The 21,173-nt window shown below is 68.3% G+C and carries 16 protein-coding genes and 1 pseudogene; 5 read left to right on the top strand and 12 right to left on the bottom strand.

The annotated features are described in order from the left end of the window. Positions 1-61: 61 nt before the first annotated feature. Both VIM19_02120 and VIM19_02115 read left to right on the top strand, forming a co-directional pair. A complete protein-coding gene (locus VIM19_02120; protein ID HEY5183708.1) occupies positions 62-1,012 on the top strand; it encodes a polysaccharide deacetylase family protein in 951 nt (316 codons plus the stop codon). A gap of 124 nt (positions 1,013-1,136) precedes the next feature. Continuing rightward, positions 1,137-1,645, top strand: a pseudogene (locus tag VIM19_02115) (transposase). Between the two features lie 72 nt (positions 1,646-1,717). On the opposite strand, the gene VIM19_02110 reads toward VIM19_02115, so the two are convergent. The 8 genes from VIM19_02110 to VIM19_02075 form a co-directional block, all read right to left on the bottom strand. Further along, on the bottom strand, positions 1,718-2,782 hold the full coding sequence (locus VIM19_02110; GenBank protein ID HEY5183707.1) for a GNAT family N-acetyltransferase: 1,065 nt from the start codon (positions 2,780-2,782) through the stop codon (positions 1,718-1,720). Further along, positions 2,779-5,133 (bottom strand): EAL domain-containing protein, encoded by a 2,355-nt coding sequence (locus VIM19_02105; protein ID HEY5183706.1) that lies wholly within the window; start codon positions 5,131-5,133, stop codon positions 2,779-2,781. Before VIM19_02105 ends, VIM19_02110 begins: the two co-directional genes overlap by 4 nt. 51 nt (positions 5,134-5,184) lie before the next feature. Next, on the bottom strand, positions 5,185-5,532 hold the full coding sequence (locus VIM19_02100) for a YDG/SRA domain-containing protein (GenBank protein HEY5183705.1): 348 nt from the start codon (positions 5,530-5,532) through the stop codon (positions 5,185-5,187). A gap of 295 nt (positions 5,533-5,827) precedes the next feature. Further along, positions 5,828-6,379: a hypothetical protein gene (locus tag VIM19_02095; protein HEY5183704.1), complete on the bottom strand. Its 552-nt coding sequence runs from the start codon at positions 6,377-6,379 to the stop codon at positions 5,828-5,830. 501 nt (positions 6,380-6,880) lie between these two features. After that, positions 6,881-8,038, bottom strand: a complete 1,158-nt coding sequence (locus tag VIM19_02090; protein HEY5183703.1) for a 3-oxoacyl-[acyl-carrier-protein] synthase III C-terminal domain-containing protein — start codon at positions 8,036-8,038, stop codon at positions 6,881-6,883. A gap of 824 nt (positions 8,039-8,862) precedes the next feature. Next, positions 8,863-9,327 carry a GAF domain-containing protein gene (locus VIM19_02085; GenBank protein HEY5183702.1) on the bottom strand — a complete coding sequence of 155 codons (465 nt, stop codon included), beginning with the start codon at positions 9,325-9,327 and terminating at the stop codon, positions 8,863-8,865. 932 nt (positions 9,328-10,259) lie between these two features. Continuing rightward, entirely contained in the window at positions 10,260-11,678 is a 1,419-nt protein-coding gene (locus VIM19_02080) for an NAD(P)/FAD-dependent oxidoreductase (GenBank protein ID HEY5183701.1), read from the bottom strand. 24 nt (positions 11,679-11,702) lie between these two features. Beyond that, entirely contained in the window at positions 11,703-13,292 is a 1,590-nt protein-coding gene (locus tag VIM19_02075; GenBank protein ID HEY5183700.1) for a phospholipase D-like domain-containing protein, read from the bottom strand. 228 nt (positions 13,293-13,520) lie between these two features. Between VIM19_02075 and VIM19_02070 the strand changes: the two genes are divergently transcribed. From VIM19_02070 to VIM19_02060, 3 genes are all read left to right on the top strand, one after another. Beyond that, positions 13,521-14,276: a DUF1206 domain-containing protein gene (locus VIM19_02070; protein ID HEY5183699.1), complete on the top strand. Its 756-nt coding sequence runs from the start codon at positions 13,521-13,523 to the stop codon at positions 14,274-14,276. A gap of 53 nt (positions 14,277-14,329) precedes the next feature. Then, positions 14,330-14,980 (top strand): phosphatase PAP2 family protein, encoded by a 651-nt coding sequence (locus VIM19_02065; protein ID HEY5183698.1) that lies wholly within the window; start codon positions 14,330-14,332, stop codon positions 14,978-14,980. A 112-nt stretch (positions 14,981-15,092) separates the two neighbouring features. After that, on the top strand, positions 15,093-15,794 hold the full coding sequence (locus VIM19_02060) for a phosphatase PAP2 family protein (GenBank protein ID HEY5183697.1): 702 nt from the start codon (positions 15,093-15,095) through the stop codon (positions 15,792-15,794). Here the strand turns inward: VIM19_02060 and VIM19_02055 are convergent. The 4 genes from VIM19_02055 to VIM19_02040 form a co-directional block, all read right to left on the bottom strand. Next, the gene (locus VIM19_02055) at positions 15,748-16,647 is read right to left on the bottom strand and encodes a diacylglycerol kinase family protein (protein HEY5183696.1); all 900 of its coding nucleotides are present in this window, start codon (positions 16,645-16,647) and stop codon (positions 15,748-15,750) included. The genes VIM19_02060 and VIM19_02055 overlap by 47 nt on opposite strands. Before the next feature lie 70 nt (positions 16,648-16,717). Further along, the gene (locus tag VIM19_02050; GenBank protein HEY5183695.1) at positions 16,718-18,376 is read right to left on the bottom strand and encodes a phospholipase D family protein; all 1,659 of its coding nucleotides are present in this window, start codon (positions 18,374-18,376) and stop codon (positions 16,718-16,720) included. A gap of 37 nt (positions 18,377-18,413) precedes the next feature. Next, positions 18,414-18,794: a low affinity iron permease family protein gene (locus VIM19_02045; GenBank protein HEY5183694.1), complete on the bottom strand. Its 381-nt coding sequence runs from the start codon at positions 18,792-18,794 to the stop codon at positions 18,414-18,416. A 45-nt stretch (positions 18,795-18,839) separates the two neighbouring features. Beyond that, the gene (locus VIM19_02040; GenBank protein ID HEY5183693.1) at positions 18,840-21,173 is read right to left on the bottom strand and encodes an FdhF/YdeP family oxidoreductase; all 2,334 of its coding nucleotides are present in this window, start codon (positions 21,171-21,173) and stop codon (positions 18,840-18,842) included.

Below are 21,173 nucleotides of genomic sequence, written 5' to 3'. Positions count from 1 at the left end.
GGGGTGGGGTGTTGCCGCTGGAGCCGGCTCCGCGTCAGGTCTTCGGGCCCACGCGCTGCGCGTGTACACGGTTGATGCTGAAGGTGTGTGGTCGAGACAGGTTCTGGGGATTCGGCGGATCGTGGGAGTCACCGCGTCGGTCGGCCTGGCGGTCTGCTGTGTGTTGCCTGCGGCCTGCGGCGGTGGAACGCCCTGGCCTGGTGGCAGCCTGAGCGCCTCGGGTCGTTCTGCGTCCGCCTCACCGGCCGGATCCGCGTCCAGTTCGGTGTCGGCTAGGACCACGACGGGCTCGAAAGCGACGAGTTCGCCCCCGGCCACCCCACCTACGTCCACGCCGCGTCCGTCGCCCAGCCCGCGGCCGACCGTCACGGCCCTACCGCGGTGGCTCCTGGGCGTTGACTGGACCGCCCTGCCGACGACCAGGAGGGTGGTGGCGCTGACCTTCGACGCCGGTGCGAACGCCGACGGGCTCCCCTCCGTGCTGGCGACGCTGGCGCGGGAGCACGTGCCGGCCACCTTCTTCCTCACCGGTCAGTTCAGCCAGCGGTATCCGGCCCAGGCCCGGGCTCTGGCGGCCGCTGGACGGGTGGGGAACCACAGCGTCGACCATTCAGACCTGACAACCCTGACCGATGCGCAGGTTCGGACCGAGGTGCTGGAAGCCGCGCGGACGATCCTCGCGGTGACCGGTCAGCAGCCCGCACCGTGGTTCCGCTTTCCTTATGGCGCCCGCACCGCGCACACCATCGCCGTGGTCAACGCCCTGGGGTACGTGCCGGTCCGTTGGACCGTCGATACCCTCGGCTGGGAGGGCGCCTCCGGTGGCGTCACCGCCGCCTCGGTGGTCGCCCGGGCACTGACCGCCGAACGGCCCGGTGAGATCATCTTGATGCACTTGGGCTCGAACCCGACCGACCACTCGACCCTCGACGCCGACGCGCTGCCCACCGTCATCGCCGGACTGCGAGCCGCCGGCTTCGGCTTCGTCACCATCGACGCGCTTGCCAGCTGACCGGCCCTCCAAGGGTCCCGGCCCACGGCATGGCCGGCACGGCGCATCGCGTGCCAGCACTTGCGCAGCCCGTAGACGCTGCGGTTGGCCCGGAACAGGTCCACCAGCGTGTTCACTAGGTAAGAGGATCATGAAGGTCTCCGGCGGGTCGTTCACCAGTGCTTCAACGCCCAGGCCGTGGTCGACGCCTAGCACCAGTTGATCGTCGCCGCTGATCTGCACGATTGTGCCGCCGACGTGGCCAACCTGATCCCGATGACCGAGCAGACGGCGGCGAACACCGGCCGCGCCCCGGGCCAGACGCTCGCCGACGCCGGTTACTGCTCGCAGAAGAACCTCGCCCGAGTAGCCGCGCTGACCGCATCGACGGGGACCGAGTTCATCATCGCCACCGGACGGACCAAGCACGACGACCCGCTCCCGGCCTCACCACGTGGCCGTATCCCGAAGGATGCGACACCCAAACAGCGGATGGCACGGAAGCTGACCACCAAGAAGGGCAAGGCGGCCTACGCCCGGCGCAACGTGATCGTCGAACCGGTCTTCGGGCAAATGGCCACCGTGCAAGAGGGCAAACAGCTCCTGCTCCGCGGCCTCGACGCCGCGCGCGGTGAATGGCTACTGCTCGCGGCCGGGGCCCGAACCCCCGACGAACTTACGGCCATGACCACTAGCGCGAACGCAGGTCCTTCCGGATCACAACCGTCAGTCCTTGCGGAGGGTGACCATGCGATCGCGGTCGTTGGCTGCTAGCAGTGTGTCCGACGCCACCGACGTCATCCAGTCGAGGGTGTCGTACGACCGGTCGTCGAGCACGCGCCGCAGCACCGCCCACTCGAGCACGCGGCCCGGCGCGTAACGCGACCACTCAGTGACCATGTGACCCTCCAGCACCCTGTACGTGGGCCTATCGGTGATCCCCAGCACGTAGGCGGCTAGCTGGCCGTCGATGCGGGCCACCGCGAGCTCGAGGGACCCCTCGTCGGCGAGAGCACGCATCCGCGCGTGCCATATCAGCCTGGCGTTGCCATCGCCGAGGTCGCTGTTGCGGCCGCGCGCGTGGTCGCGGTCCCGGTGGGTCGCCTCCAACTCGGGCAGCAGCCGGGCTATCCGGACGCGGTCCTTCGTGAACCGGACGGTCAGCTCTCGGCCGTCCCGGCGCAGGCGGTTGGTGGCCTTGCGCAGAGTGCGTTGCATGTTCGCAGACAGGTAGTCCGAGCTCGACTCGCCGGGCGCTCGTCGTACGACGGGAACTGGGTCTGTCGGTGTACGCACCACGCCAGGGAGCGCCTCGGCGAGCGCTCCTGCCACCTGGCAAGAGGAGTCGAGGGGACCAAGGTGAAGGTGGTACCCCGGCGGTCCAGAGGCCAGAACGGTGGACAGCGCGACGCCGAGGCGGTGGGCCGCACCCGGGCTCGACGCGAGCAGGGCACCCCGGTGCCCTGGGCTGCTTCCGGCAAGCTGGACGAACTCCTGCACGGACCCATACGTCGACGTCGTCGTCGAGACGAGCAGTGCCGCGCCTTCCAGCAGTCCGGTGCTGTCGCGCACGAGCACCCCGAACGGCTGGCCGTCCGGTTCGAGCGCGAGGGTGGCGAGAACCCAGGGGGGTCGTGCCGTCGCTGGTGTCCCGCAGCGGCTTGCCAGCTCGGCGAGCTCGCCGCTGAGGAAGCGCAGCCCGTCGAAGCCGTGCACGACATCGGCGAGCCCCCGGTCGGCCCACGGTTCGGTGGCACGAGGCTGTGCGCTGGAGGCGTGGGCGAGGGTCACCAGACAGCCTCGTCGGAGGTCGTCAACAGCGTCGCTTCGATCCGCACCTCGGCCGTGACCGCGGAGGGGAGGGTGGGGTACTGGCCGCGGGCGTCGAGCCAGCGTTCCAGCGAGTTCGCGTCGACCGGACGGGAGAAGAAGTATCCCTGGGACTGGTCGCAGCCGGACTGAGCGAGGTGGACGGCGGTGGCCTCGTCTTCCACTCCCTCGGCGACCAGGGTCATGCCGAGGGAGTGGGCAAGGCCGATGGTGGAAGTCACGATCGCCGCTGCCCGGTTGTCGTCGGCCATTCGCTGAACGAACGACTGGTCCAACTTCAGCTCGTCGATCGGTAGTTCTCGCAGGTACGCCAGCGATGAGTAGCCGGTGCCGAAGTCGTCGACGGCCACTCGGATGCCGAGCCCACGGAGTTGGGTCAGGATGTCACGGGCCCGCTCGCGGTCGCCCATGAGGAAGTCCTCGGTGATTTCCAGTTCGAGGGCCGAGGCTGGCAGGCCGTGGTTGAGAAGAAGCAGCCGTACTCGGTCTGGTAGTTCGAGGTCGACGAGGGACGACGCCGACAGGTTGACCGCGACGCTGAGGACTCGGCCGGCCGCCCGCCACAGCCGCACTTGGCTCAGCGATTGCTCGAGTACTGTCGTCGTGAGATCTCGCATGAGGCCGAAGTCCTCGGCGAGCTGGAGGAACGAGTCGGGGTAGAGCAGGCCGCGGGTGGGGTGCTGCCAACGAACGAGTGCCTCGACGCCGTTTACCGCGGCCGTCTGGGAGTCGACCTTGGGCTGGTAGTGGACGATCAGCTGGCGGCTGAAGATCGCGGCGCGCAGTTCCTCGAGGGTTCGCAGTCGCTCCTGCCCGCCGAGGTCGCCGGCGAGGCTGTAGACCGAGAAGCCGGCCCGGGAGTCCTTGGCCTGGTACATCGCGACATCCGCCTGTCGGAGCAGGCCGGAGATCTCGCGCCCGTGGTCTGGCAGTAGAGCGATGCCAACGCTGGCCTCGACCCGGACGGTCACCCCGTCAACCTCGAATGGCGGGGCCAGGGTCTCGCGGATGCGCTCCGCGACGGCCTGCGCGCCGGAGACGTCGACGTGCTGCAGGAATACCGCGAACTCGTCCCCGCCAAGGCGGGCCAGCAGGTCGCCGTCGCGACATAGCAGGCCGGCGAGGCGGCCCGAGACTTGGCGAAGCAGGTCGTCGCCGGCTTGGTGCCCGAGAGAGTCGTTTACCTCTTTGAACCGGTCCAGGTCCAGCAGCAGAAGAGCGCCGCGGTGGTCCGCCGGCAGCGTCGCCAGACGTGACTCGACCTGCTCGTAGAAGGCCCGGCGGTTGCCGAGGCCGGTGAGCTCGTCGGTGAGGGCCAGCTGGTGGCTGTGGGCGAGCGTCGTGACCTCGCGGAACGTCACGACCATGCGGGCCAGCGACGCCAGGATTGTGAGGCAGCAGAGGGCGAATGCGACCGGGTGTACGCGGCTGCCGCGGTCGTACACCAGTAGGCCGAGGGCGGCCAAGGTGGCCAGCACGGGAACGCCGAGCAGCAGCCACTTGGGCAGCACGGTCCCGACGGCCCGGCGCGACCACCCGGGGGCGAAGCCCATGAGCAGCGTCGCCGCTACCCAGATTGCGTCATTGGGGCCGCCGGGCTGGTAGGTACCGTCGGCGGCCGAGGAGACGTACCAGACGTCCGCGACCACGAAGACCGCAAGCCCGCTGCCGAACAGCCACAGACCGACGGGCGGCCGCCAGTGGAACATCGCCATCAAGGCCGTGACCATGAGGATGAGTAGGACGTCGAGCAGGGGGTAGGCCAGCGTCGTGACCACTGCGGCCGCACTGCCCCCGGTGATGGCTAGGACCGGTCCAACCACCGCGGCCGTGATCGCGGCGACAGCGAGGCCGCCGACGACGCCATCGAGCCACAGGCTCAGCGGCAGCCGCTCGGTGGTCATCTCGCGCACCACCATCAGTAGTGCGACGAACGCGAAGCCGTAGAAGCTCAGCCACAGCCCGTCGGCCAGCGAGGGGAACGGCTCGGGGTCGAGCGGCCGGACGAATATCGTCCAGTAGACATTGCCCAGGCCGTAGACCCCTAGGCCCACGCCCAGAACTTGCCAGGCCCTGCGGAAGGCGACGGCTTCCCTGGCTCGCACCAGGCAAAGCACCGCGCTGAGCATGTACGCGAGGTTGTTGAGGAAGCCGTCGAGGAGCAGGCTGTAGCCGGCGTGCGGTCGGACGCCGGGGATGGTGGACACGACGAAAACGCCGTACACGAGGGCGATCAGCACGTTGAGGGCCGTCGCCCGCCTGTTGCGACCAAGCCTGATCCAGGACGCGGTCACCGCGACAGCAGCGCCCACACCGACCACCCCCTGACCATGCGTCCCTGAAGCCCCCACCGCCTGATCGGCTCAAAGACCAATGGGCTTTAGCCCGGCTTTAGCCGCTGGGGCGTGCTCGGAGTGGCCACCGGCGCCCCGCACGACCCGCACGGGTAGGCCCTCCCGTTCGCTGGTGATCCCCCCGACGTTGCCGTGCGCGGCGATGTCCTGATCCGCGACTTGCTGCTTGGTTGCGGGATCGTTGCCACCATGGCCGGTGTAGATGATCACGTCGCCGTAGTCGGCGTCGTCAACGTAGCCGCCCGAGACGACGATCGCGTCGGCACCCTCAGCCTGGGTGCCTGAGATGCCAGCCATCAGCGGGGCGTGAACACCTGCGTCGCGCAGGGCGTGACGGTTCTTGAAGGGCGTCCCCACGGGAATGCCGAGCGGGGCTCAGAACTGCCTGGCCACCCAGAGTCTCCTTCCACGAGATCCTGCGACGGAGTGTGGCAGTCGGCCACATGACGTGGGAGGTGCGCCACCTGGGAATCACGGGCGCAAGGCTGGTCGCGGGAGGCTGAACACCTCGATCAGCAAACGACACATCGAGACGTCCAGGCCACCTCGAAGCGCACGTGGGGTCTCGACGTGTCAACGGATCCGAGGAAGACGGTGGCCGTCGCCTTCGACTGGGGGACCGGGGAGACCGTGCTCGCGGTCGGCGTCTCGCCTACGGGGTGATGATCGTCCACATCATGATGTCCTGGCCCCCCTCGGAGTAGGGGTAGCAGACAGTGGGGAGGGGTAGGTACGGCGACGGGTCGAGTCCGACTTTGCCCTTGAGGACCGTGCCTGATCCGTCAGTGGCTAGGCCGTCGTAGATCCCATACCGGGTGCTGCCCCAGGTGAGGGTGCCGCTGAAGTCGCCGATCATGCCTGTCCAGTCGGTGAAGTTGAACTCGCCGTGAAAGTTCGCCTTGTCGGACAGCGTGTTTGCGTTCACGCGCATCGGGTTCGACTCATATCCGATGGCCGTCCAGGTCCCGGTGGTGGCTTGCCACAGGAAGTCCGCGAAGAAGTGAGGCGCTGAGCCCTTGAGCACGTGCCCGTCGTGTCCCAGGTTCTCAAACACCGGGACCTCTTCGAAGTACCAGAAGCACCGATCGATGATGTAGGTGGCCTTGCCCGCCGAGGCGGCGTTTGCTGGCAAGGCGGGGACGGTCAGGCCCGCGCCCAGCACGGTCACCGCGAGCAGTGTCAGGAATGCGCGTGTTTGCGGCATGGCTCTCACCTCTCTCGAAGGTCCGTAGTCACCCCGTTCGTACCCCAGCCCTTTCAGGGCCGCTGAAACAGGCTTGTGGGCCGGAAGACGGGCTGTGCGAGGGAGCACCCGGGGGCAAGCGGCCCTGAACGGCCGTACCCCTCGGGCGTGATTCCTGGCACCGGTGTCGCCGGTTGGCGTCATCGCACGTTCCCTCAGCGCCGATGAGCCTTGCATTGCGTAACGGAACTTCGGTAGAGCCGGATGACCCCCGTCGGTTCCCGCTGGGGCAATAGGGAACCCCTCATCACGGATCGCCACAACCGGTGATCGATCACCCCCTCGACCACACCTCGGCCTGGGTCACCCAGTGCTCCTGCTGCATCCCGACATCCCGGTGGTAGCGGCACCAGCGCCCGCCACGGCTGACTGGCCGCAAGGGGCGTCGAGCCTGCTCCAGTGTGTGGCCAGCGGCCTTGTGCAGCGCCTCAACCGGGCGGGGCGGAGGGGCGACGGCCTGGGTCACAGCACGATCGTCGAGTAGCCGTTCATCGCACCGTTGCCTGCCCCGATCCACAGGAAGGCGATCAGATCTCCGTCGTGGACCCGGCCCGCTCGGCGGTCCTCGTCGAGCAGGATCAAGGTGCTGGCGGCCGAGGTATTCCCATAGTGGTCGACACCAATCGGGACCCGTTCGGGCGGAAGGCCCAGCATCTCCACCGCGCGACGAACCACGACACCGTTGGCTTGGTGCAGATACCAGCGAGCGACCGAGTCAATGTCGAAGTCCGTTCCCGTTGTCGGCTTGATCTTGGTGGGCCAGTCCTCCTGCAGCATCTGGAAGTTCCGGGTCATGAGTGGGGCGAACACCTCGGCAACCTTGACGCCGTCCATCAAGAAGACGTTGTCGGGCAGGTTGGTTGGCGAGGTGTGATGGAGGCAGCCACCCGCTGGGTAGTTCACGAGTTCGACGTCAGGGTTGGTCTCGTAGCGGACCGACAGCAGTCCCTTGGGGCGGCTGTCGGGGTCGCGCGGGGCCGAGCGGAACACGACGGCTCCCGCGCCGTCGGCGAACATCAGGGGAGCCAGCCAGCCCATGCCGCTTGGATGGTTGTAGTAGTAGTCGTGGACCTCGGGGTCGAAGTAGCCGGAAGGGCAGTTGCTCGCCACCACTAACGCCGTGGTCGGCATTTCGCAGACGAGCGCGGCAGCGGCGCTGCGAAATCCTGATGCCAGACCGGCACAACCGAGATTGTGGTGGACCAGATCGATGTCACGACGCAACCCCAGTTCGCGCGTCAAGTAGCGGAAGTGATCCTGGCAGGAGATCGTGTCCGGAGTCGAGGTGATGTGAACGAACAGGTCGATATCCGTAGCGTCGATGCTGGCGTCCTCCAAGGCTAGACGCGCCGCCCGCAACGTCAGGTCGCCGTCGTAGATCCCGCCGTCGGCCCGGCTGCGCTTGCGCCGCCCCCCGAACTCGTAATCAAGGCGACGCTCAAGGATGGCGAGGTGCTTGACGACCCATTCTGGCTCCAGCAACCGGCCATCCGGTCGGGCTGGGCGGAGGTAGTGGAGGATCTCCTCGTTGGAGACTCGGTGCTCAGGCAGGTACGAGCCGACGCCCACCACGGACACCGACACCTCCGACGCCAACGCGGGCATCATCGAACGATTCATGAGACCACCGCTTCCCTAGCCGAGCGTCCCCGCGAGCCATCGACAGTTCCACCGAAGGACGGGCCAAGCGCAACGTGAAGAGGCGAAGGTCCCAACGACTCGGGCAAAGCGGCGCGACGGGCGGACGGGGTCAGCCCAGTGACCAGTTGATCCGTGGCGATCTCGCAATGCGTGGGCCAGCAGCCATCCGTTGAACTCCTCGTCCCGGGTCACCCAACGCGGGATGCACCTCAACGAGCATGAGGCGGGGCTTGAGACGGGTTGCGCAGCGACGGTGTTCGCGCTGGCGTCTTCGTCCCCTTGCCGCCTCGGCGGTGGGGCTCTGCCACGATCACGGGCCCGGCGGTGAGGACAAGGTAGCCCCTCCAGCAGGTCGACGGGCTGCACGAGCAGCCTGACCAGTGCCTCGCTGGCTGATGGCTCGTCCCACTCGGCGTCGGGCCGTGTCGCGCTCCTCGTTCGGGAGCCCGGCCAACCATCCGCGTCAAGTGGCCCCGGGTCGATACCCGGCGGCCTTTGGACCCTGCCGAGCGTCGGACTGCCGGTGTCATCGTTGGTGCGTGGAGGTTCGGACGTGGAGACTTGACCCGATTGACGGGTTCGCTGGGTCCGCGTGGCTTGTGTGCAAGACGGCGCCGCCGAGGCGCGACCTAGCGGAGCAGGGCTACACCTTCAACGGCCCAGCCGAACCAGTTCTCGACCACGAGTTTGGCGTCGCACGGCGCTACCCCGTCGTTCACCTGTTCTGACATGGTCACGCACGCCCTCTTGATGACTTTGGCGCACGGTCGCGCGGGCTGGCAGCCACACCAGTCTGCCAAGGATCAAGGGGAGACGGGGCAGGCCGCGAGCCGCGGCCCAGCCTCGTCAGCGAGGGCGGTCGCAAGGGCCAGCTCGTGCTGTCCGAACGCCGGGCGCCCGTAGTCGCGCGTGGCATACAGCTCGCCCCACAGCTGGCCGTCCTCTCCGTTCAGCGGGACGCCGACGCACGAGCTCTTGCCGAACAGCGCCAGCATCCGGGCGACCTCCGGCGGGCACTCGGGCGCGTGCTGCACCGCCAGGTACCCCTCGCCACGCTCCAGCAGCACGGTGACCTGCGGAAACCGGCTGCGCGAGTACGTCTCGTCGGTGGGGAACCGTTGCTCTCCCATACCCAGGCGTCCGATGTTGGCGATCGTCACCCACTCCTGCGTGACGGCGACGAATCGGTTGATGGTGACCCCCGACGCAGCTAGCTCGCCGCGGGCCTGTTCGCCGATCTCCTCGGCCACGCTGAGCAAGCTCCGCACACGGACATCATCGAATGCCACGACGGTTACCGCAACGACTCGCCAGTCATCGAATCCGGCCACCACGCGATCGCGGGACGTGCCCAGCACCGACCGCGAAAGCGAGGCAGAAGAGAAGGACGAAGCCCGCGATGGTCGCTGCCCACCGGCCGCGCCAGGTTCTCATTTCAGGCTCCTGCCAGGCTGCCACCAGGGCGAGCAGCGCGGCGATCACACGGCCGCGCGCTCACCGGCCGACCGCACCGACCGGATATTGATCGGGTCCCGAAAGCACTCCCCCTGCCGCGGCTCGGCGGAAGCCCGATGCGGCGCCGAAGGTGCTCGAAGGTGCCGGGCCGATCCTTCCGCAGGCCGCATAGCTGTACGCATAGCTGTACAGGCCACAGAACGATCAAGAACCAGACCCTCATGGCAAGAGAAACCGGCTCTGACGAGAAGATTCGCGGTGCGCTGTACAAATTGCATAAGAAACACGGCGAGCGCCGTGAATCTTCGCGCACCACGGTGCGCCGGAGGCGCCGCGTTGCTGACCTGCGCTCTTGGGGGCGCGCCCGGAGGCACTCGAACCCCCAACCTTCTGATCCGTAGGTCTGCCCAAGCCCTTGTCCGGGGCTCCCCGCCGGGCACCTTAGGGGCCCCTCACAACGCTCTGACCTGTACGTTTGTCACGATCCCAGTTACCGACTCAGACCGGTCAACACCCTGTCTATCCAAGTTTGACGGAGCTTTGGTTCTCACTCCGGTTCTCACGGAGCTCGCCTTGCCGACCCGTCAACAGGTGTTCGTCAGCCGTGGTCAGAGGAGTCCAGATCCATGCACCGGGACGAGCTCGCTCTCGTTCGCGTCGAGGTGAAACCTCCTCAGGGTCAGCGACGAAGGTGGTTTCGCCGGCCGCGAGGATGAGCCTGGTGCGGCTCCCCGCGGTTGGTGCGTCAGCTTGGGTCCTTTCGGTAATGACGCGTGGGGTGGGTCTGCACGAGTTTGCGGAGCAACGGCTCGAAGGCTTCGCCGTACGTGGGGAACGCGTGGATCACGTCGGCGAGGATCTCGAGCGGGACCTTGGCCCGGATCGCGAGAGTCATCTCGGCCATCCATTCGTCGGCCCTGGGCCCGATCGCCGCAGCGCCGAGCAGGAGCCGTTGCTCGACGTCGGCGGTGAGTACCAGCAGGCCGCGCGGGTCGCCCTCGGTCAGGCTCCGCGCCACCTCGCTGAGATCGAGCTCCAGCTGGACGACGTCGTGCCCCTGTGCCGTCGCCTCCTCCGCGGTGAGGCCGACGCTGGCGACCGGCGGGTCCGTGTAGATGGCCCGCGGGATCGCGGAGTAGTCCGCCACCCGCGAGCCGCCGAGCAGGTTCTCGGCTACCAGCCGGGCCTGGTAGTTGGCGGTGTGGGTGAACGGGGCGGTGCCCGTGACGTCACCGGCCGCCCACAGGTGCAGGTGTCCGCTCGCCCTCCCTGACCCGTCGACCTCGAGCGGGTCGGTCGGGGAGAGTGCGAGCCCGAGCCGTTCGAGACCGAGCCCGTACGTTGCGGGGTCGCGGCCGATGGCGAGGATCAGTCGTTCGAACTGGACCCGGGCCCCGTCCGAAAACAGCGCCTCGGTCAGCCCGGTGGCGCCCCGGACAACGGATCGCACCTCCGCGTCCAGCCGGACGTCGACCCCGTCGGCGGCGAGCATCTCAGCCAGCCGTCTGGCAACCGCAGCATCTTCACGTCCGGCGACCTGGCCACCGGACTCGACGAGGACGGTCCGGACGCCGAACCGTTCGTACAGCTGGGCGAGCTCGCAGCCCACCGGGCCCCCGCCGAGGATCAACAGCGACTGAGGGCGGTGCCGACTGCTCAGCGCCTCGTCGCTGGTCCACGTGGGGACCGTGTCCAGCCCATCGATCTCCGGCCTTCTCGCGCGAGAGCCCGTCGCCACGACGAGGTCGCGCCAGCCGATGTCCGTCCCGCTCACGGTGAGCACGCCCTCGGACCGGATCCGCCCGTCGCCGCGCAACAGCGTCACGCCTGCGTCGGTGAGCGACCGTGCCGTCGCCGCGTCGTCCCGGTAGTCGGAGATCCGGTCGCGCCGAGCCGCTGCGGCGGCGAAGGCGTCGATGTCGGAACCCATCGGCACCGGGTCGGCGACTGCGCCCAGCTCGTGCGCGTAGTTCAGGAGTCCACGGACCTCCGCACTGCGCAGCATCGCCTTGCTCGGCATGCACGCGACATACGGGCACTCGCCCCCCACCCTGAGCCGCTCGACCAAAGCGACGGAGCGGCCGGCCTGCGAGACGGTGGTCGCGACGAGCTCACCTGCTGACCCGCCGCCGAGCACTACGACGTCGAAGAAGTCCATGCCCATGCCTACCCCTCACCCGGCCGAGTCCTAATAGGCGTTTTTCCGCCGCAGCTGTCGGCTGCGACCGTCCGGGTCGAAGAGGAGGCGGTACATCGGGGTCGCCCAGATCCGGGTCAGCCGCGACAGCTCCGGCTGCTCATAGGTGCGCAGCTGGCCGGGCGGCCGTGGTCCGGCCGCACCAGAACGGTGCCAGGCGTCGAGGTCGGCGGCGCACTCGCGGAAGGCCTCGAACGTCCTGGCTGGATCGTCGGCCTCGGGTTCGGACAGAGCGCGGCCCAGGTGCTCACGCGCCAGCTCGAGGCGGAGGGCCCGGGCCCACGAACCCCGCGATCCAGGATCGTCGGTCGAGGTGTCGAGCACCGCGCAGCTCAGCTCGCTGTCATGGGTCCACGATCTGCGGTTGGCGTTGTCGGAGCCGACGCATGCCCACGTGTCGTCGATGACACAGACCTTCGCGTGGACGTAGATCGGGGTCCCCGCGGCGTTCTCGAGGCCGTAGACCCCGAACCGGGATGCGCCGGCCTCCCGAAGGAGGCGTAGCGCCGGCTCACGTCCCAGCAGGTTGGGCGGGACGGCCGTGCGCCCGTCCTGGTCCGGGAATCGCGGTATCACCACGATCAGGTGAAGGCCGGGCTGCCGGGTCAGGGCTTCGGCGAAGATCTGAGCCACGTCCAGCGACCAGAGGTACTGGTCCTCGACGTAGATCAACGATCGGGCCTTGCTCACGGCTTTGCTGTAGCCAAGAGCGACGCTGCGTTCCCCCGCCGTGGCGAACGGGTACCCCGGGCGTCGACTCGGGTAGGTGCGCAGCAGCTGGACCGCTTGGGTTCCGCGTGGCGCCGGGTCGGGGAGCTGAGGGGGCAGGACGCGAGCCGTCCGGTCCTCCCGGTGCACCCTCTCGCCGATGAGGTGGATGGGGTTGCGACTCAGCGGGGCGGGGTCGTCCCATCGCTCGCGGAAGACGGCTTCGGCGTCGCCGACGGCCGGCCCGTGGATCGCGAGTTGGATGTCGTGCCAGGGCGGCCGGTCGCCGTACACGGCTGCCATCTTCTGCCGCTGCGGGTCACCCGCGTGCGATTGATCGTCCCGACGGCTGTGGCACAGATCGATCCCCCCGATGAACGCGACGTCCCGTTGCGGCTGAAGAGGATGGCGGAGGACGACGAGCTTCTGGTGATGTGAGCCAAACGGGCGCACCCGCATGTCGAGCAGGCACTGACCGCCAGCGTCCTTGATCTCGTCACCGAGGTGACGGTTTTCCTTCGCGCTGAACTGGAAGCGATCCCCGTGCGAGCGCCACAACAAGCCACGCACACGCACACCTCTGCTGGCCGCGGCGGCGAAGACCGGACCGATCTCGGTGCCAGGTCCGTCCAGCCGCTGATTGGGGTCGCCTCGCCAGTCGGTGAAGAACAGCGAGTCTCCCTCCCCCATGGCCTGGACGGCTGCGAGGAGCTCACGGAAGTACGTGGCGCCGTGGACCAGCGCCCGAACCTGGTTACCGGTCGACCAAGCGAGCGCGCCAGCGTGTCGTGAGTCCAGGAGCGTGTCCGGGTTGTCCCGTTCGCCCGAGCTGAGGAGCCAGTCGGCAGGCGAAGCTTCGATTCCAAGCACCATCTCGCCTACCTCTCGGACAACCCACGACTACGGAGTACCCCTGCCCAGACGCTCCCATACTCGGGCCCGAGACGAGGCAGGGAGGGGAGCCGTCCCGGCTGTCGGCATGGCTGGACCGGGATGGGGGTATAACTCAGAGAGACTCTGAAGGAGAAACCCTTGACGGTGTCGAGAAGCGCAGGCCATCTGGTGGGTACGGCGACCGAACAGGCCGCGAACATCCGTCCCATGAATTGGGCCGCCCGGGCCGGACTCGCCGCGCGTGGGCTGGTCTACCTGCTGATGGGACTGCTCGCGGTGCTCGTAGCCCGCGGGGGCCACGCCCAGGTGGATCAGAAGGGCGCCTTGGCTCAGGTGCTGGCGAAGCCGCTGGGTGGCTGGGTCGTCGGTTCGATGGCGCTGGGTTTCGCCGGGTACGCACTCTGGCGGCTCTCCGAAGCGGCCTTCGGCGTGACCGGTGAAGGTCGTGGGGCCGGTCCCCGTCTCAAGTCGCTCGCCCGAGGCCTGATCTACGGATTCCTCGCCTACACCTCGCTGGCGCTGCTCGAGGGTTCGCGCGTCACGCAGTCCAGCCAGCAACGCGGCTACGCCGCCGAGGCGATGGCCCACCCAGGTGGGCGTTGGGTGGTCGCTCTGGTCGGACTGGCCATCGTCGGCATCGGTGCCGTCATGGTCGTCGAGGGCGCCAAGCAGAAGTTCATGCGTTACTTCCCTGCGGACGCGCTGACCGGCAAGATCCGGGACTCGGTGCGTCGCCTAGGCACTGTCGGCACGATCGCGCGCGGGTGCGTCTTCGCCCTGACGGGTGTCCTGGTGGTGTCGGCGGCCTGGACCTACGACGCCGCGAAGGCCAGCGGGCTCGACGGTGCGCTCAAGACCTTGCGCGACCGGCCCTTCGGCGGGCTGCTGCTGGGTCTGGCCGGGCTAGGACTGATCGCCTTCGGCGTGTACGGGCTCGCCGAAGCCCGCTACCGCCGAGTCTGACGATGCCCGACGATAGCCGCCCCGAACGGCCCCATCCAGTAGGCGACGGCAAGGTGGTCGCCCTTCGGCTGGGCGGCGGGTTCATCGCACTGTGGGCGCTGTTGTCCGGCCTCGGACTGCTCGTGACCCACGTCCTCGGGTCCGGGCGCCTGAACGAGCTCGACCGGGGGGTCGACGAGTGGTTCGCTGCGCATCGCAGCGGCCCGTGGAACACCGTCAGCGCCTTCGGCAGCGGGGTTGCGAACACCCAGACCGCCATCATCGTCACCGTTGTCGCCATGCTCTTTCTCCGCTGGCGGCTCGGCCGGTGGTACGAGTCGCTGATCGTCGGGGTGGCGATCGGCGGGGAGCTGCTGCTGTTCCTCGCGGTGACCGCGACCGTTCACCGTCCCCGACCTCCCGTGCCTCGGCTCGACGCGTCTCCACCGACTTCGAGCTTCCCGTCCGGACACACGGCCGCGGCAGTCGCTCTGTATGGCTCCCTGGCGGTCCTGCTGCTCTGGGTCTACGGCCGCCGCACGGCCATCAAGGTCGTGGCGTGGGTTCTCTTCGCCATCCCCGTTGTGGTCGCCCTCTCACGTCTCTACCGGGGGATGCACTACCCGAGCGACGTCATCGTCGGTGCCCTGGGCGGAGCGCTGTGGCTGCTGCTCGTGATCACGACGCTCCTGCCCCGACAGAGGAGCAACGGTGACTCCGGCTAAGCCTGCGAACGACCAACGGAACCCCGACCCTGGGCCGGCGAGCACAGCCGAGGTGGCGATCGGGGTAGCGGAGGACGTCCTGTCGCCAACGGCACCTGGCCCACCTGAAGAAGTGGCTGTCCTGCGCGACCTGCCGCCGGTCGCGTTCTGGGGGGCGGGCCGGTGGCCCGTCGCCCTCGTCGCGACCTGCGTGGCGTCAGGAGCCACCTTTGCCGCGTTGTCGGTCTGGGTCGCGGTGCAGGGTGCCCAGCCGGCTGCCGTGGACAGTGCCGTCCACGGCTGGGTGGTCGCCCATCGCAGTGCGGGCAGTCTGGTGCTCGCGCGAGCGGTCACCTGGGGTGGCGTCACTGCTTTCGCCATCCCGGCGCTGGTCGTCGTCGGGGCGACCGCGCTGAAGGCAGGCAGCAGCTACGCGCGACGGATCCGGGCTGGGGTGCTGCTCTCGGGTGCGGCCGGCCTCGGGGTCTTCTTGGGACTGCGCGTCAACGCCGTGGTCGGGCGAGCGCGGCCTTCGATGGCGGACTGGGCCGGCGCGGCTGGGGGCCCGTCGTTCCCGTCCGGCCACACCACGGTTGCGACGATCTTCGCCACCTTCTGCGCCTGGGCTCTGGCCGACCGCCTGCCCGCGGGGTGGCCGCGTCGACTGCTCTGGGCGACTGCTGCCGTCTACGCCGCAGCAGTCGGCTTCTCCAGGGTGTGGCTCGGCGTCCACTGGCCCACGGACGTCTTGGGTGGGTGGTTCTTCGGGGTGACCTGGTTCACCGGCGTCACCCTGGTGGTGGGTTGGCGTCGTCAGCGGGCACACAGATCTTGATCGACGCCGGATGAACCTTGATCCGCAGCTTCTTCACCGCTGGGCGCGCCCCACCATCGAGCTCGTAGGGGAACGGCCGATCGAAGCGGATGCGGAATCGTGTGCCGCGAGCCACCTCGACGAACTTCGACTTCTCGCCCTGCCCCACCGCAACCCGACCCAGCGTTCGCGTCCACTGCGCCGGGTTCTTCGCAGTGACGACGCCGAGCTCGAGCAGCCCGTCGTCGGGACGTGCGCCGGTGAAGGCCTCGATCCCGCCCAAGATCTTGCTCACGTTGCCCACGAGCACGCACGAAGCGCTGCCCTTGAAGAACCGCTTGCCATCCACGTCGATAGTTGCCTTGACGCGTCGCGCGCTGAGGTTCCGTGCACCCGTCCAGAAGTAGGCGACGCGTCCCACCCGATCCTTCATGCCGCCGTCGGCATCCTTGATCATGAGAGCGTCGAATCCGGCGCCGGCCATCACGGCGAAGTGCTCGCCGTTGACCGAGCCGGTGTCCAGAGCACGGCGTTCCCCACTCAGGCCGATGCGGACTGCCTCGTGCAGATCCTTGGGCACGCCGAGGTTGGTCGCTAACAGGTTCGCCGTGCCCGCCGGAAGGATGGCGATCACTGCGGTCGAACCGGCCAGTGCGTCGATGCAACGCTGAACCGACCCGTCTCCTCCCCACACGAACACGACCTCAGCGCCTTTGGCGAAGGCCCGGCGAGCGGCCTTCGGCGCTTTACTGCTCTTCGCCACCTCGAACCAGAGCGGGTCGGGGTACCCCTGCTCGGCCAGAACCTCGCGCAGCTCTACCAGTCCTCCGCCCAGCGTCTTCCCGGAATGGGCCACCACCGCCACCAAGGTCATCGTCGCTCCCTCGCTCTCATCCGACCTACCGTGCCCCGCCAGGGCGGCGCCCACACTTGGGCCCGTCGCGTCAGGTCCGTCGCCTCAGCTTGTCCCGCCAGGCCCTTCCGTCCGGGTCGTACAACGCGCGGTAGAGCGGCACCGCCCACAGCCGTTGCGCGGAGCTGACGCCGTCGAGCGTCGCGGGAAGGAGGCGACCAGGTGGCCGCACCCCGACCTGGCCGCCGTCGTGCCACTGCTTCAGCCCGGCAGCTGACTGGGCGACGGCGTCGAACGCGCTGACTGGATCGAGCAGGTCGCTGACCTCGCCTTCGCGGTCCAGGTGCTCGTTCAGCAAGGAGAGGCGTAGCGCCCGGGCGAAGCTTCGAGCGTGGTCACCGAGGCCGGCCGGATCCTGCGGTTCCCGTTCGTCTCGATCCTCGTCGAGCACCGCGATCGACAGCTCGCTGTCGTGGGTCCAGGAACGGCGGTTCAGGTTGTCGGACCCGATCATGGCCCAGACGTCATCGATGACCACGACTTTGGCGTGGACATAAACCGGGTCCCCTCCCGCGTTTTCGAGGTCGTACATCGCGAACCGGCTTCCTCCGGCCCGGCGGCACAGCCGTACGGCGTCCTCGCGGCCGACCCTGGTTGGCATTCCGTCGATGCGACCGCCCTTGTCCGAGTACCGGGGTACCACGACGATGACACGGAGCTCCGGACTCCTGCGCAACGCGTCCGCGATCACCCCGGCCACATCGCTCGACCACAGGTACTGGTCCTCCAGGTAGACCAGGCGTCCGGCTCGCTGGAACGCTCGGCGGTAGGCCTGCGCGATGCTCCGCTCACCGAGCGGGGCGAACGGGTAGCGGCGCAGCCGGGCCGGATACGTTCGCAGCACCTGGACCGCCTGCCGATCCGGCCGAGCGCCCCCATCCGGTTCGGGCTCGGGCAGCGGCAGCCCGGTCATCGCGCTCGCGTGGTACGTGCGGTCGTAGAACTGTCTGATCGGGCTCGGAATGTCGAGGACGCTGCTGCCGTACCAACGCTCACGAAACGTGTGCTCGAGGTCGTGGACGGCCGGGCCGCGCACCTCAGCCTGGATGTCGTGCCAGGGCGGTCGCGCCCCGTACGCGTCGGGGAACTCGTCCATCGGCTGCGGGTCGCCCGCGTGCGATCCGTCGTCGTTGCGGCTGAAACCGAGGTCGATTCCGCCCACGAAGGCCACGTCATCCTGGGGCCGCGCCGGATGCCGGATGACGACGAGCTTCTGGTGGTGGCTACCCGCCTTGCGCGTGCGGGCATCGAGCATCACTTGGCCCCCGTGCTCGGAGATGTGGCGGACGAAGTCGGCGTTGCCTTCTTCGCTCTGCTTGAGCCAACGTGGCTGGGAGCGCCAGAGGAGCCCGAAGACGGCGACCCCACGTTCGGCTGCATCAGCGAGTACCCGGCCCACCTCGGTCCCAGGTCCGTCGAGCCGTTCGTCCATGTCGCCACGGAAGTCCAAAAAGTAGACCTGGTCTCCGGCCTGAGTGCCACTGAGCTCGGCGTACAGCCGCCGAAAGTAGTTTCGCCCGTCGACCAGCGGCTGGACCCGGTTGCCGGTGGTGAAGACGCGAAGATCGGTTTCCGGGTTGCGGCGCTGGTCCGCCGTGATGAACCAGTGCCCGATCGCAAGGTCGGACGCTTCGTGATCCGGCGCGGCCTGCTCCAAGGGGTTCGGGTCGGGAGCCGAGTCCGGGATCATGGGGGCATTCTGCCCCTGTCCCGATGAGGGTCGAACCTCAGGACGACCCCGGTCGGCCGGTTCCTTCGACATCGGCGATCACGGCCATCTCGGCCGGCGGCGCCGACTCCAGTCGGATGAGTCGCGAGTCGGCTTCAGGCAGTGCTCGCAGCAACTCGTCCAACTTCAGCTGGAGTGCCACCTGTTGCCGGGTCTGCGTGTGTTGGAGGACGAAGACCATCACCAAGGTCACCCCCGAGGCCACCGCCTCGAACCAGACCAGCAGTGCGTCCCCCCGCCGGGTCAGCGTCGCCGAGATCAGCACGCACACACTCAGGGCAGCAGCCAGCCCCGTGGCGAACGTACGCGCAGACCATTCCTGGAGTCGGTGCACGGCACGACTTCCGCGGGGATGCTCGCGCCCAATCCGGTCTGACATGTTCGGCTCCAAGGATCGTCGACCAACGACTTCGGCTTCGGCGGCCTAGCTCAGGTGGTGCGGCTGGACCTCGCTCTTGTGCTGGGCGTCCGCTCCGGCGCGCTTCCCGTCCTTGCCCACCTTCGAACGCCGGCCGGGATCGACGGTCATCAGACGGACGACGACCGACTTGGGCGTCGGGCAGTTGCTTCCTCGTGCCGTGGAGTCCAGCGGGACCAGCGCATTGGCCTCGGGGTAGTAGGCGGCAGCGCAACCTCGCGGTGTCGCGTACGGCACAAGTCTGCAGCCGTTTAGCACCCGTTCGCTCCGGTCCTCCCACATCGAGACGACGTCGACGAGCTGATCTGCCTGGAAACCGGACTGGGCGATGTCGTCGGGGTGAACGAGGACCACGTCGCGACCACCCTCGATCCCCCGGTAGCGGTCGTCGTGCCCATAGATCGTCGTGTTGAACTGGTCGTGGCTACGGATCGACTGCAGCAGCAGGTACCCGTCTGGGACGGCCAACACCCCCATCAGACTCACGGTGAAGACAGCCCGCTTCGACTCCGTCTCGAACGTGCGGGAGTCGCGCGGCGGGTGCGGCAGCACGAAGCCCCCGGGTCGGCTGATCTTCTCGCCGTACGCCTCACAGCCAGGTACGACGTGCGCGATGTGCCCGCGGATGTGTTCATAGTCCGCGGTCAACGCCGTCCAGTCGATGCTCGTGCCCGCTGGCTGAACGCCGGTTGCCGCAGATGCCAAGCCGCAGATGATCGCAACCTCCGACCTCAGGTGCGGGCTGGCCGGCTCGAGTCGTGCGTGCGAACGGTGCACGGAAGACATCGAGTCCTCGACGGAGACGAACTGCTCACCGCTCGCCTGCACGTCCCGCTCGGAGCGGCCAAGGGTCGGCAGGATGAGAGCGGTTTCCCCGCAGACGACGTGCGACCGGTTGAGCTTGGTCGAGATCTGGACCGTCAGCGCAGCCGACCGCAGGGCCTCATGCGTGATGTCGGGGTCGGGGGCCGCGGCGGCGAAGTTCCCGCCCAGACCGACGAACAGCCGTGCGTCCCCATCCCTCAGTGCACGGATCGAATCGACGACGTCCAGTCCACGCTTGCGCGGAGGTTCGAAGCCGAACTCGTCGCGCAGTGCGTCCCCGAAATGCTCCGGAAGCTTCTCCCAGATGCCCATGGTCCGGTCGCCCTGGACGTTGGAGTGGCCGCGGACCGGGCACAATCCCGCTCCTGGCCGGCCGATGTTCCCTTGCGCCAGGGTCACGTTGACGATCTCCTTGATCGTCGCGACCGCATTGCGGTGCTGGGTGATCCCCATGGCCCAGCAGACGACGGTTCGCTTCGACCGGACGAACATCTCGGCGGCCGCCTCGATCTGCTGCCGAGGAAGACCGGTCGAGGCCTCCACCTGCGACCAATCGACGGCTTGCACGTGCTCGGCCCAGGCGGCGAATCCCACCGTGCACCGCTCGATGAAGTCCAGGTCCAGCACCGAACCGGGCCGTCCCTCGGCTGTGGCTAGCGCCTCCGCCCGGACCAGCACGGCACCGATCGCCTGGAACAGCGCCAGGTCGCCGTTCACCCGGATGGGCAGATGCAGGTCGGCGAGCTGGGTGCCGACCCCGGACAGGCCGCGGGCGGTCTTGGGGTTACGGAACCCGAGCAGACCGGCCTCCGGCAGCGGGTTCACTGCCAGGATCTTGGCCCCCCGATGCTTCGCCTTCTCGAGCGCAGTCAGCATGCGCGCATGGTTCGTCCCGGGATTCTGGCCGCAGATGACGATGAGGTCCGCGTCGTAGATGTCCTCCAGGGACACGCTCCCCTTGCCGATCCCGATCGTCTCGGCGAGGGCAACCGAGGTCGACTCGTGACACATGTTGGAGCAGTCAGGGAGGTTGTTCGTGCCCAGCACCCGTACGAACAGCTGATACAGGAACGCGGCCTCGTTCGACGTCCGGCCGCTGGTGTAGAAGACCGCCTCGTCTGGGGAGCCCAGCCCGTTGAGGTGGTCGGCGACCAACCGGAAGGCCTCATCCCACTCGATCGGCTCGTAGTGGTTCGACCCCGGCCGCCGGACCATCGGCTCGGTCAGCCGGCCCTGTTGTCCCAACCAGTAGTCGCTGCGTCCGGCCAAGTCGTCCAGGTCGTGCTCGACGAAGAACTGCGGGCCCACGCGTCGCAGCGTTGCCTCCTCCGCGACAGCCTTGGCGCCGTTCTCGCAGAACTCGGCAAAGCTGCGGTGGTCGGGATCCGGATCGGGCCATGCGCACCCCATGCAGTCGAAACCGTCAGCCTGGTTCAGCCGCGCCAGCGTCCGCCCCGTTCGCAGTGCGCCCATCTGCTCCATGCCCCGTCGTGCGGTGACCGCGATCGCCGGCAA

It is taken from the genome of Actinomycetes bacterium (genome assembly GCA_036510875.1).
In the GTDB taxonomy this organism is placed as follows: Bacteria; Actinomycetota; Actinomycetes; order Prado026; family Prado026; genus DATCDE01.
Note: the sequence above shows the minus strand (reverse complement) of the source record. Positions and strands in the feature narration are given on the sequence as shown.